This is a genomic window from Pedobacter sp. Leaf176, assembly GCF_001424305.1.
Lineage (GTDB): Bacteria > Bacteroidota > Bacteroidia > Sphingobacteriales > Sphingobacteriaceae > Pedobacter.
Window position 1 is genome coordinate 739485 of record NZ_LMPD01000001.1, and the last position, 13338, is coordinate 752822.

The 13338-nt window shown below is 36.8% G+C and carries 10 protein-coding genes; 8 read left to right on the forward strand and 2 right to left on the reverse strand.

Annotated features, from left to right (window positions below):
- Positions 1–168: 168 nt before the first annotated feature.
- The 7 genes from ASF92_RS03345 (at position 169) to ASF92_RS03375 (ending at position 8464) form a co-directional block, all read left to right on the forward strand.
- Positions 169–2967 (forward strand): 2-oxoglutarate dehydrogenase E1 component, encoded by a 2799-nt coding sequence (locus ASF92_RS03345; protein WP_056087753.1) that lies wholly within the window; start codon positions 169–171, stop codon positions 2965–2967.
- Between the two features lie 119 nt (positions 2968–3086).
- Complete coding sequence (gene odhB, locus ASF92_RS03350; RefSeq protein ID WP_056087756.1) at positions 3087–4322, forward strand: 2-oxoglutarate dehydrogenase complex dihydrolipoyllysine-residue succinyltransferase; 1236 nt, start codon at positions 3087–3089, stop codon at positions 4320–4322.
- A gap of 173 nt (positions 4323–4495) precedes the next feature.
- Positions 4496–4855 carry a DUF2809 domain-containing protein gene (locus ASF92_RS03355; protein WP_056087759.1) on the forward strand — a complete coding sequence of 120 codons (360 nt, stop codon included), beginning with the start codon at positions 4496–4498 and terminating at the stop codon, positions 4853–4855.
- Positions 4856–5092: 237 nt separating this feature from the next.
- Complete coding sequence (rsgA, locus tag ASF92_RS03360; protein ID WP_056089132.1) at positions 5093–6013, forward strand: ribosome small subunit-dependent GTPase A; 921 nt, start codon at positions 5093–5095, stop codon at positions 6011–6013.
- Positions 6014–6154: 141 nt separating this feature from the next.
- Positions 6155–6607, forward strand: a complete 453-nt coding sequence (dtd, locus tag ASF92_RS03365) for a D-aminoacyl-tRNA deacylase (RefSeq protein ID WP_056087762.1) — start codon at positions 6155–6157, stop codon at positions 6605–6607.
- Complete coding sequence (locus tag ASF92_RS03370) at positions 6607–8145, forward strand: glycosyltransferase family 39 protein (protein WP_056087765.1); 1539 nt, start codon at positions 6607–6609, stop codon at positions 8143–8145. Before dtd ends, ASF92_RS03370 begins: the two co-directional genes overlap by 1 nt.
- Positions 8135–8464, forward strand: coding sequence for a nucleotide pyrophosphohydrolase (locus ASF92_RS03375; RefSeq protein ID WP_056087768.1), 330 nt, complete (start codon positions 8135–8137; stop codon positions 8462–8464). Before ASF92_RS03370 ends, ASF92_RS03375 begins: the two co-directional genes overlap by 11 nt.
- 59 nt (positions 8465–8523) lie before the next feature.
- Here ASF92_RS03375 and ASF92_RS03380 read toward each other — a convergent pair whose 3' ends face one another.
- Positions 8524–8835, reverse strand: coding sequence for a DUF4286 family protein (locus ASF92_RS03380; protein WP_056087771.1), 312 nt, complete (start codon positions 8833–8835; stop codon positions 8524–8526).
- Positions 8836–9404: 569 nt separating this feature from the next.
- Positions 9405–11228 carry a tetratricopeptide repeat protein gene (locus ASF92_RS03390; protein ID WP_056087777.1) on the reverse strand — a complete coding sequence of 608 codons (1824 nt, stop codon included), beginning with the start codon at positions 11226–11228 and terminating at the stop codon, positions 9405–9407.
- A 222-nt stretch (positions 11229–11450) separates the two neighbouring features.
- On the opposite strand from ASF92_RS03390, the gene ASF92_RS03395 reads away from it, so the two are divergent.
- The gene (locus ASF92_RS03395; protein WP_056087780.1) at positions 11451–13337 is read left to right on the forward strand and encodes a prolyl oligopeptidase family serine peptidase; all 1887 of its coding nucleotides are present in this window, start codon (positions 11451–11453) and stop codon (positions 13335–13337) included.
- Position 13338: the final 1 nt, after the last annotated feature.

Here is a 13338-nt window from a genome sequence, read left to right on the forward strand (position 1 = left end):
TTGTTGAATTGTTCAATTGTTGGGCTCCAATTTAACGAGTAGGGCTAAGCCATCGATTTTTTTTAATCCTTTAATCCTGTAAATCCTGAGTAATATTTTAATCGAGTTTTTTGCCATTTATATAAGGTAAAATTCTAATTTTGTAATGCTTATAGTAAACATTTAATAATGGGTAGTTTATCTTATCTTAGTGGCGAAAACGCCGAATATATAGATTCTTTATATCAGTCGTATCAGCAAGATCCTGAATCAGTTGAGTTTGGTTGGCAAAAATTTTTTGAGGGTTTTGATTTTGGAAGAAGTTCCGAAAGCGCGACAACAACCACCGAAACTCCTGAACAATTTTTAAAAGAGGTTAGTGTTTTAAATTTGATTGATGGCTATAGAAGCCGCGGTCACTTATTTACACACACCAATCCGGTTCGTGAAAGGCGCAAGCATTTACCAACCTTAGATCTTGCAAACTTCGGTTTATCTGATGCCGATTTAGAAACCGTTTTCAACTCTGGTGTTGAAATTGGTATCGGCGCTGCAAAATTGAAAGACATTGTTGCTTTCTTGAAACAGACATATACCTCATCAATTGGTGCTGAATTTAAATTTTTACGTACACCAGAAGTTTTAAACTGGATTCAGGGTAAAATGGAAAGTGCACGTAATACGCCTAATTTCTCCATTGATGAGAAAAAACGCATCTTAAGAAAATTAAACGAAGCCGTAAGTTTTGAAAATTTCCTTGGAACAAAATTCTTAGGACAAAAACGATTTTCATTAGAGGGCGCAGAAGCTTTAATTCCTGCATTGGATTCAGTTATTGAAAAAGGTGCTGATTTAGGTATTGAGGAATTTGTGATTGGTATGGCGCACCGCGGTCGTTTGAACGTGTTGGCGAATATCATGCAAAAAACCTACAAAGATATTTTCGCGGAATTTGAAGGTAAAAGTTACAATCCTGAAACACCTTTTGGTGGTGACGTAAAATATCACTTAGGTTATTCAACTGATGTTACTACCGTTGCAGGCAAAAGCGTTCACTTGAGTCTATGCCCGAACCCATCGCACTTAGAAACTGTTGATGGCGTGGTTGAAGGTATGAGCCGTTCAAAAATCGATTTCAAATATGGTGGCGATAACTCACGCTTAGCACCAATTTTAATTCATGGTGATGCTTCAGTTGCTGGTCAGGGTATTGTTTATGAAGTAATTCAAATGGCAGGACTTGAAGGTTATAAAACCGGTGGAACCATTCACCTGGTCATTAATAACCAAATCGGTTTTACCACCAATTATAAAGATGCCCGTACGAGCACGTACTGTACAGATATTGCTAAAGTAACTTTGTCGCCGGTTTTCCACGTAAACGGTGATGATCCTGAAGCTTTGGTTTATGCGATTAATTTAGCAATGGAATATCGTCAGAAATATAAAAACGATGTTTTCATTGATATTTTATGCTACCGCCGTTTCGGTCACAATGAGTCTGATGAACCAAAATTCACACAGCCTTTATTGTACAAAACAATTGAAAAACACCCTAATCCCAGGGAAATTTATATAGACCAATTAACAAAGGAAGGTAAATTGGAAGCTGGCCTGGCCAAAGAAATGGAAAAAGATTTCCGCGGAATTTTACAGGAGCGCTTAAACGAGGCTAAGGAGTTTGTCGCAGGTAATGCTGAAGTTAAATTTGGTGGCGCCTGGGCGGATTTACGTATGGCTACGCCAAAGGACTTTGAAACATCTCCGGTTACAGCAGTTAAGAAAGCTACTTTGCTGGAAATTGGTAAACGCATCACTACTTTACCGTCAAACAAAAAGTTCTTCAAGAAAATCGAAAAGTTATTTGTTGAACGGACAAAAATGGTTAATGAGACCAATATTTTCGACTGGGCGATGGGTGAGCAACTGGCTTATGGTACTTTGTTATCAGAAGGCAAACGTGTTCGTTTAAGTGGTCAGGATGTCGAACGAGGTACTTTCTCACACCGTCATGCAGTGCTAACTCTAGAAGATAGTGAGGAAGAATACGTACCATTAGCGAATATTTCAGACCAACAGGCACCATTCGATATTTACAATTCTCACTTATCAGAATATGGCGTTTTAGGCTTCGAGTATGGTTATGCAATGGCCAACCCTAACGCTTTGACCATTTGGGAAGCGCAATTTGGTGATTTCTTCAATGGTGCTCAAATTGTTGTCGACCAATATATTGCAAGTGCAGAAACGAAATGGCAACGTGAGAATGGTTTGGTAATGTTATTGCCTCATGGCTACGAAGGCCAGGGACCAGAGCACTCTTCGGCACGTATTGAGCGTTTTATGGAGCTTTGTGCAGATTACAATATGCAGGTTGCAAATTGTACTACACCTGCAAACTTCTTCCACGTTTTACGCCGTCAGTTTAAACGCGATTTCCGCAAGCCATTGGTCGTATTTACACCAAAAAGTTTATTACGCCACCCGGCCTGTGTTTCTAAATTGGAAGAATTTACTGAAGGCGGTTTCAAAGAGGTAATTGATGATGTAAATGTTAAGGTTGCAGACGTTACACGTATCGTTTTCTGCAGTGGTAAAATTTACTATGAATTGCTGGAAAAACAACAGGCAGACAAAGTTAAACATGTTGCAATTGTACGTGTAGAGCAATTATATCCAACACCTGTTGACCAAATGGAAGCCATTAAAGCGAAATATAAAAATGCTGCTGAAATATTCTGGGTGCAGGAAGAGCCAGAAAACATGGGCGCATGGCCATACTTATTCCGTAAATTGTATAAAACAGGCCTGAAAGGTATTGATGTGATTTCCAGAAAAGAAAGCAGCAGTACAGCAACCGGTTTTGCAAAACAACATGCCAACCAACAGGCCTATATTTTAGCAAAAGCTTTGGAAGTTCCTGTTAAACAAGAGGAAGTAAAAGAGGCTACTAAAAAAGCAACAAAAAAATTGGCAGAGGCCGACTAGAAAAAGTATCAATAATCAAATCCAATTTTCAAAATTAAGAACGATGTGGGTATTTGATGATTGATTATTGAACATTGGTAATTATATAATTAGAAGCTAATAAAGACATATTAAACATTATGAGTTTAGAGATAAAAGTTCCACCAGTTGGTGAGTCGATAACGGAAGTTGTTTTATCACAATGGTTAAAAAAAGATGGCGATGTTGTTGAGATGGATGAGGTTATTGCCGAATTAGAATCAGACAAAGCTACTTTCGAATTAACTGCAGAACAGGCTGGAACTTTAATAACCATAGCTGCTGAAGGCGATACTTTAGCCATTGGCGCCGTCGTTTGTAAAATTGAAGATGGCGGTGCAGCCCCGGCAAAAGCTGAAGCGCCGAAAGCAGAAGAAAAAGAAGTTGTCGCTGAAGATAAAACCTCGGCGCCTGTTGCCGAAAAATCATCGGGCGAAAGCTATGCTACCGGAACTCCATCTCCTGCAGCGGGAAAAATTCTTGCTGAAAAAGGAATTGATGCAGGTGCCATAAAAGGTACAGGAGTTGATGGACGTATTACTAAAGATGACGCTGTAAAGGCAGAAAGCGGAAACGCTAAAGCAGAAAGCCCTAAAGCTGCTGCTACTCCTGTAACTGCTGCTGCTCCGGCTGGTCCACGTTCTGAACGCCGTGAGAAAATGTCTCCATTGCGTAAAACAGTCGCAAAACGTTTGGTTTCTGTTAAAAATGAAACGGCTATGTTAACCACTTTTAACGAGGTTAATATGAAACCGATTATGGATTTGCGTGCTAAATACAAAGATTCTTTCAAAGAGAAATTTGGAGTTGGTTTAGGTTTCATGAGCTTTTTTACAAAGGCGGTTACCGAAGCTTTAAAAGATTTTCCTGCTGTAAATGCTCGCATTGATGGTGAAGAAATCGTTTACAATAACTTTGCTGATGTTTCTATTGCAGTTTCCGCACCAAAAGGCTTAGTGGTTCCGGTTATTCGTAATGCAGAAAGCATGAGTTTAGCGGAGATTGAAAAATCTGTTATGGCTCTAGCTTTAAAAGCCCGCGATGGTAAATTAACTATTGAAGAAATGACTGGCGGAACTTTCACAATCACCAACGGTGGTGTGTTTGGTTCAATGATGTCTACACCAATTATCAATGCGCCTCAATCGGCTATTTTAGGTATGCACAATATTATTGAGCGCCCGATTGCTGAAAAAGGGGAGGTTGTAATTCGTCCGATGATGTACGTCGCTTTGTCTTATGACCACAGAATTATCGACGGACGTGAGTCAGTTGGGTTCCTGGTTCGTGTTAAACAACTATTAGAAGACCCTGCAAGATTGTTGTTAGGTGTTTAATCTCTGATCGTATCCAAAAATATAGAGCCTTAACATTTTGTTAGGGCTTTTTTTATGTTAGATTTATGGCTTGTTTTAAATGAAACAAAGCGCAATGGAGCCATATCTTATCATATATAAAAGATCTCCAGGCTTCGCTTAAAATGACGATATTTTTATTAGATAAATAACAAATGAAATTAACGTTCAATCTAAAATTCCTCCTCATTTTCCTTGCGATATTTGTGGTAGAAATTTTAATTGCAAAATACCTGCACGATGCCTATATCCGTCCATTTGGTGGCGATGTTCTGGTGGTCGTTTTGATTTATGCATTCTTAAGGATATTCCTGAAAACAAATTATAGAAAACTCGCTCTTGGCGTGCTGGTTTTTTCTTTTATCATTGAGTTCTTACAAGCTATTCATTATGTAGATTGGCTCGGCTTGCAGGATAATAAGTTTTGGAGCATTGTTTTAGGCACTTATTTTACAGTGTATGATTTGCTGGCATATTTTGTTGGTTATTTGATTTGTTTGTTATTTAAGGATTGATTATCGATATGCTTTCTGCCGCCTTTCATTTCCCAGTTTTAGATAGGATATGTCTTTGAAGTCTATCCCTCGATCTTAAGGTTTGCAACTTATTAATTTCAGTAAACATTTAGTTAGGTTAAATTAAATATTAACTTCTTGTTGAGCGAATTGATGAAAAAATTAATTACTTTAAATCCACCCACCTTCTATTTTACTTCTTCCATCTTCCATCCTTTTCATACCTTTGTTGCAAATATGCAGGGCTTAGTTATTAAATCTACAGGGAGTTGGTACAGCGTTTTATCCGATAACGGAGAACGTTACGATTGCCGTATTGTGGGGAAATTCAGAATTAAAGGCATCAAAACAACAAATCCGGTTGCAGTAGGCGATCGGGTGAAATTCGAATTGGAGAAAGACAGCAATCAAGGTTTGATTAATGAGTTACTGCCCCGAAAGAATTACATTATCCGCAAATCCATTAATTTAAGCAAACAGGCACAGATTCTTGCGGCAAACTTAGATATGGCTATTTTACTGGTTACTTTAGCATCTCCAAGGACGTCTTTAGGATTTATAGACCGATTTTTGGTTACGGCAGAAGCTTACGACGTGCCGGCCGTATTGGTTTTTAATAAACTGGACTTATTTAGCAAAGAAGGATTAGAAATTCTACAGGAGTTCAAAAATATTTATGAAAAAATCGGCTACCCCTGTTATGAAGTATCCGCGTTAAAAGGCATTAATGTTCCTATAATTCAGGAGCTAATAGCAAACAAAATTACACTGATTTCCGGGCATTCAGGTGTTGGAAAATCAAGTTTGATAAATGCTTTATTACCTGACAGAGATTTACGTACAGGCGAAGTCTCTGATTGGAGTGACAAAGGTCAGCATACCACTACCTTTGCAGAAATGTTCGAACTGCCGCAGGGCGGGTTTATAGTAGACACGCCGGGAATTCGGGAATTGGGTATTATTGATATTGAAAAGGAAGAACTAGGACATTTCTTTCCTGAGATTTTTAAGACCTCACACAATTGCCGTTTTAACAATTGTCGTCATGTTAATGAACCTGGTTGTGCGGTTTTAGATGCGGTAGATGAGGATAAAATTGCACTTTCAAGGTATGAAAGTTACCTCAGTATTTACCACAATAATGATACTAGGCATTAAGCTTAAAGACTGAAGCAAAGAGCTTTCATCTCTCACTGTTCAATATCAGTCACTGCAATTAGTCTCTCGGCTTTAAACTTTTTGACTTTCGGCTTTAGTCTTTATCTTGCATAAAATAATCTGAAATTAAATTAGGATAAAATGCGTGCAGTTTTACAGAGGGTTACACAGGCAAGTTGTGTTGTAGATACAAAAACAACCGGACAAATAGACAATGGATTTCTGGTATTATTGGGGATTGAAGACGCTGATACGTTCGATGATCTGGATTGGCTTGCTCAAAAAATCATAAACATGCGTGTTTTTTCCGATGAGGAGGGCTTAATGAATAAATCCCTTGCAGATGTAAATGGCGGCATTCTTTTGATTAGTCAGTTTACTTTATTCGCATCTACTAAAAAAGGTAATCGCCCGGGCTTCACCAGAGCGGCACGTCCGGATGTTGCTATTCCGATTTACGAGAAAATGATTGAAAAATTGTCTTTACTACTTGGGAAAAAAGTTGAAACCGGCATTTTTGGTGCCGATATGAAAATCAGTTTATTAAATGACGGGCCGGTTACCATCGTAGTTGATACAAGAAACAAGGAATAATGAAGAGCAGGAAGTATGAGTTGCCAGAAGAGGCGGCACTTTTCGGCTTTGTGCTGTTTAAGTTTGTTTTAAGCTATATCTTAGTCAATAATGTTTACGAGCTTCATCGCGATGAGTTTTTGCATTTGGATCAGGCTAATCATCTTGCTGCTGGTTTCACTTCAGTTCCGCCCTTAACTTCTTTGTTTTCTTTAGTTATTAAATTTCTCGGAAATGGTGTTTTTTGGGTGAAATTTTTTCCTGCTTTATTTGGTGCATTGACTATGGTTTTCGCATGGTTAATTGTAGATAAGTTAAATGGGCGATTGTATGCGAAATGTTTGATAGCGGTTGCTTATATCTGCTCGGCTTACATTCGGTTGAATATTTTATATCAACCTAATTCTTTTGATGTTTTGGCCTGGACGGCGATGTTTTACTATCTGATTAGCTATTTTGAAAATAATAAACCGGATCATCTTTATTACTTAGCCATTTGGACAGCCCTTGGCTTTCTAAATAAATATAATGTTCTATTTCTTATATTGGGATTATTACCAGCGATTTTACTTACATCCAAAAGAGATATTTTTAAAAATAAACACTTATACTTTGCAATAGCGATTGCTTTGTTAATCATTTCGCCAAATATTATCTGGCAAATTAAGCATCATTTTCCTGTAATAAGCCACATGAAAGAACTTGCCGCAACGCAACTGGTAAACGTAAAGCGGAGTGATTTTTTTAAAGAACAACTCCTATTCTTTATCAACGATGTTTTTATTCTCCTGGCAGCATTTATAGGTTTTACGATTTACAAACCCTTTAGAAAACATCTTTGGGTGGTACAAACTTTTATTTTTACACTGGTTATTTTCAGCTATTTTAAAGCCAAATCTTATTATGCTTTAGGTTTATACCCGGTTGTATTGGCTTTTGGAAGTGTTTACCTTACCGAGATTATGGGTAAAAGATATGTATTTCGGTCAATGCTAATGCTATTTATTATAGGCTCATTTATATACATCGTTCCGATTATGATGCCTGTTTACACACCTGAAGGAATTATTGCTAATCGTAAAAGGTATGAACGTGTTGATGCTTTGCGTTGGGAAGATGGGAAAAACCATGATTTGCCGCAGGATTATGCCGATATGCAAGGCTGGAAAGAACTCGCGCAAATTGTAGATTCTGCTTATTCAAGAATTAATGATAAGTCGGCTGTCGTTATTCGAACAGATAATTACGGCCAGGCAGGTGCGATTAATTATTATTCGAAATACAAAAATATAAATGCCGTTTCTTACAATGCAGATTATCTTTATTGGTTTAAAATGGATAGACCGATTAAAGACTTAATTTTGATTAGAGAAGCTGATGAGGAAGACCCGGAAAGGAAAAAAGAGCAGCCGTTTTTTAACAAAATAACCAGAATTGGCGAAATAAGAACACCTTATGCAAGAGAAAAAGGCGCAGCAGTTTTTCTTTTGGAAGGCGCAAAAATAGATGTCAATAGCAGGTTAAAATCAGAAATTGAAAAGGAAAAACATGACCATTAACGAAGCACAGGAAATCATAGATAAATGGATTAATACTACTGGCATAAGGTATTTTAATGAGCTTACCAATACAGCTATTTTGATGGAAGAAGTTGGCGAAGTCGCAAGGATTATGGCCAGAAAGTACGGTGAACAGTCTTTCAAAAAAAGTGATGAAGAAGTAAACCTTGCCGATGAAATGGCTGATGTGTTGTTTGTATTGATTTGCCTCGCAAACCAGACAGGAATTAACTTAACTGATGCCTTGGATAAAAATCTTAAAAAGAAAAGCATCCGCGATGCAGACAGGCACAAAAACAATGAGAAACTGAACCCCTAAATACTATGAAGAGGAATTAAAGCGGATTGTGGTGATTTAAGCACTTTTCAAAGCCAGTTTTAGAGGGTTGGGCTTACAAACTCCATCAGAGTACGATAGGCTACAAAACGATTTTTAAACTTGTCGTTCAAATCTTGTTGTAATGCCGGTGCATAAATTTCCTGGTATTGATTGTAATTGTCAAGGTTTTCAGCAACATATTGGGTGCAATAGGTAACCCCTTCATTTGGAGAATCCAATACTTTAAGCAACCTGTGGGAAACGAACATCCCTGTTGCCATCACTTGAGGAATGTGGATTTCTGTCATCCATTGCAACCATTCTTCAGCAGCCGCTTCATCTAAAATCAAAGTAACATTGTATAATAACATATTGCAAAGATAGTAATAAGCGCTGCTTGTAAAAATTGCATTATGCCTTTATGTAATTTGATCAACCAGCTATGAATGCTTAAGAAGCCTCCGATTTGATGAAATCTATGGAAACCGGAATTAATACCGACCGGAACGAAGGAATGTAATAAGGGATTGGAAAAATAATTGGCGTTAATTAATATTTATTTTCCTGAATTCATAAATTTTTCGAACTTAGGGCTTCAAGAACAAATTAATCTTTCACTCTAAATGAAGAACTTTCGTTTTTATAGATTTTTCAAAGCCTTTATGATTATCGGCTTTCTAACAATGGTTTGTTTTTTCGCATTTGCTTCAGAAGACAGGCATGTATTTACATCTAATTTGTTTTTAAGAACACTTGCCGATTTATATGTTGTTTTCCAATTTCCAACGCATACTTTTTTATTCAGTTTTTTAGGTGCACATCTGTGGCTATACTTTTTTGGCCTGGTGTTTAATTGTATTTTTTATGCTTTTATTATAGAGTTGGGCATCTCACTTGAATCTACAAACAGAGAAAAAAAAAGAAATCAGGAAATACAAAGTTAAATTCCGTCACCACGTAAATTTCTGAATCTTTTTCTGGCTTCGGCGCTGAACATACTTCCCGGATAGTCTGTTATAAGTTTTTGAAAGTAAATCTTTGCCTGAGGGATATCGTTTAGCTTTTTTTCATAAATATCTCCAAGTGTAAATAAGGCATCGTCAGTCCAGATACCATCTTTAAACGCCTCAATAACTTTTTTATAGATATCTGCAGCTTTTTGGTATTCATCAGATTTGATAAGTATTTTTGCCTTACTCATCATTACGGCATCCGCTAAAGAATTTTGTGGAAAAGCAATGGAAATACTGTCCAGCTTTTGTATGGCTTGCCTGGGTAGGTTTCTGAATAACAATAGCTCTGCATCTGCATACATTTTTAAAGCGCTACTGTCATTTGGTGTTTGAATGTTGTCAGAAATTAATAAGCTTAAATTTAAAGCATCATTTGCAATAAGCTGCGAGGTAGCGGCTTTTAAAATCAAGCATTGGCCATTACTATATTCAAAATTTCCCTGATAAAATGATAGCTTGGCACTTTTATAACGGGCTTCATTACCAATTGGCTGGCCTTCAAATTGTTTACTTACCTGCTCAAATACCAAAAATGCTTCCCATGGTTGATTTGTTAAAATGTAGATATCGCCCAAATCCAATTTTAGCTGGCCAATTTCAGGCGCATTCAAGCCGGGAATTTTTATAGCGTTTTCTAATGCAGTCTCGGCTTTTGAAGGGTGATTCAGGTAATAAGCCTGAAGATTTACCCACTTCTTAATTGCAAATAGTGTGTTCCTGTTTTTCCCATTTTCATCTATTAAAGTCTGATAATCTTTAGCGAGTAAATCTAAATCAGCTATGTTGTATTTACCCTTGGTTTGTATGCTGTATTTGGTGTTTAGCATTTCAATTTTGGAAGGTAAATAATATTGATTTTCCTTGCCTTTTGTTAATAAATACTCATAAGCTTTAATTGCGGTTTCATAGGCGCCGTTATCAACAAACGTATAAATCGCGTTAAATAAAGTTTCCCCGTCTGCTTTTGTTCTTTTATCGAAAGCAATTAACTGGCGTAAAGCCATTTCATATTCTTGTTGCTGGATATAATTCCAGGTTAACAGTTGAATGTAAATTTCCACATCGGGCTCTTTCTGAATTTTTTTTAAAATACCAGTTTGAAAAGTCAGATAGTCATTTTTATCCTCGAATATCATCGATAAGACAGCTTCAGCCTGCGGTAGTAATTGAGGACTCGAAGGCAAAATGTCGAGGTATTCCTGCATCAACATGGCTTTATCTTTTTTAAACCTGTAGATGTTTAACAATTCAAAAGCGAATGCCTTGTCGTCACCTAATAGTTTTCTGCCTTGTTTAAATGTTTGAATGGCATAGTCATAATTTTCAAAACGGTAAAAGTTATTGGCCAGCATTCTGATTCTGAATTCATCTTTTGGTAATTTACCAATCGTTTCGCTAAAAATTTTATTGGCAGCGGAAACATCTCCTTTTTCCTGGAAAAGCTTTCCCAGAGCGATTTCATAAATCTCTGTCTGGGGCGATTGTTTAATTTGTTTCTTGACAATTTTTTCAGCTATATCGTATTTTTTCAGCTTTAGTAGCGTATTGAAATAGATGTCGAAATACCCCTCGTTATTCGGACTTGCAAAAAGTTTCTCAAAAATTACCGCCGCTTTTTCATAGTCGCCTTCCTGGTAATATTGGATGGCCAAATCGCCATCTTCAGGTGCTAATTGCCCATTTCTTCTAAAGTTCTGCGCATTCACCTGGAAACATAGCAATAATAACACAATTGTAATAAGGCGAGTCATAAACAAAATTATAAGATTTAAATGTAAGTTTTAATAATTTTTCTTTAAAGCATAACTGCGTATAAAACGTATTTTAAATGTTACCTGTATTTTGTTTGGGTCTTTATTTTAAATATTAAATTGGAATCGCAATAGTCAGAATAACAACCTCGGTAACATTGTTAATGTATTTAACCTTTAAGCCAGCAGGTTATTATATTTTTGTCTTCCTATTAGAAATTTATGTCGAAAAGGTTCATTCTTCTTATTTTAGTTGCTGTTATCTGGTCTTGTAAAAATGCAAATGAGAAGAAAGTTATACCTGTAGATAATTTTTTCAGAACCCAGGATAAAGCTTATTACCATGTTTCACCGGATGGAAAATCGCTGTCTTATCTTAAATTGCAAGATAAAAAACTCGATCTTTTTGTTGAGGATATTGAAAAAGGCACCGTAAAGCAGCTTACTCATCTTAAAGAAAAAAGTATAAGTTTTTACTTCTGGACCAGCAATAACGAATTGATTTATTATACCGAAGATGAATCAAAAGAGCGTAGATCGGATTTATTCGTTGTCAGTAAAGATGGTACGAGCCATAAACAATTAAGTTCCAACGAGAAAAATAAGGTACGTGTTATCGAAGACCAGCTTATCGATGATAAATACATAATTGTGGCTTCAAATAAACGGGATTCTACAGTATTTGATGTCTACAGACTAAATGTACGTACAGGAAACATGGATATTGCGGCTAAAAACCCTGGCAATATTACTGAATGGGTTACGGATAATAAAGGAATTCTTAAAATAGCGGTAGCCAGTGATGGTGTAAATGAAACCTTACTTTACCGGGAAAATGAAAGTCTGCCTTTTAAACCCGTAACCACCAATAACTTTGAAACTACCTTACAGCCTGTTGCATTTGCGGAAAACGAAGCTGATGTTTTGTTTGCAATCTCAAATGTTAACCGGGATAAAAATGCACTTGTTGCACTCGATTTAAAAACAGGTAAAGAAAAGCAGGTCTTATTTGGCAACGACACATTGAATGTTGTTGATGCAAAATATTCAAAAGCCAAAAAGAAAATGATTTTTGTGACTTGCGAAAGCTGGAAAAAGGAAAAATTTTACCTGGACGATAGTACAAAAGTTAGGTATTCTAAAATTGATAAACTCCTGCCTAATACAGAGTGGCGCATTATGGATAAGGATAAAGGAGATAACGTTTTTGTTGTCAGAACTTATACCGATAAAAATCCAGGTTCCTATTATTTATATGTATCGGGACAAAGTAAATTAAAAAAACTAGCTGACATTAACCCTTCTATTAACGAGAAGGATATGAGTGACATGAAGCCAATAACTTTTAAAAGTAGGGATGGGCTAAACATTAATGGCTATTTAACATTGCCTAAGGGTACGAAAACGACAAATTTGCCTGTTGTTGTTTTACCACATAATGGTCCTGGGGGTAGAAATACCTGGGGCTACAATGCAGATGTACAGTTCCTGGCCAATAGAGGCTACGCGGTGCTGCAGGTAAATTATCGTGGTTCTGGGGGGTATGGCAAGTCTTTTTACACAGCAGGCTTCCGGGAATGGAGCGATAAAATCCAGGAAGATGTAAATGATGGTGTGAAATGGCTTATCAGCAAAAAAATTGCAAACCCTAAAAAAATTGCAATTTATGGTAACGGACTTGGCGGTTTTATCGCCCTGAACTGTTTGTACAAAAATCCTGATATTTACAGCTGTGGAGGTTCAAATTCTGGTGTAATTAGCTTATTCAGCTATCTTACAACCATACCGCCGTTCTTAAAATCTAATTTGCAGATGTATTATGAAATTTTTGGGAATCCGGAAACGGATACCGATTACATCCGGTTTGCTTCACCTGTTTTTCATGCCGATAGATTTAAAGCACCTGTTTTCATTGCACAAAATCCTAAAGATCCAAGAGTAAATGTTGCACAAGGTGTTCAATTTGTGAAAGAACTTAAGAAAAGAAATGTTCCGGTGACTTATATCGAAAAAGAAGAAGGTCCTAATCCGGTTTTACGTCAACAGGGAAGAACAGCACTGTATAAGGCTTTGGAGGCTTTTCTCCAGGAAAATTTGAATAAAAAGTAGA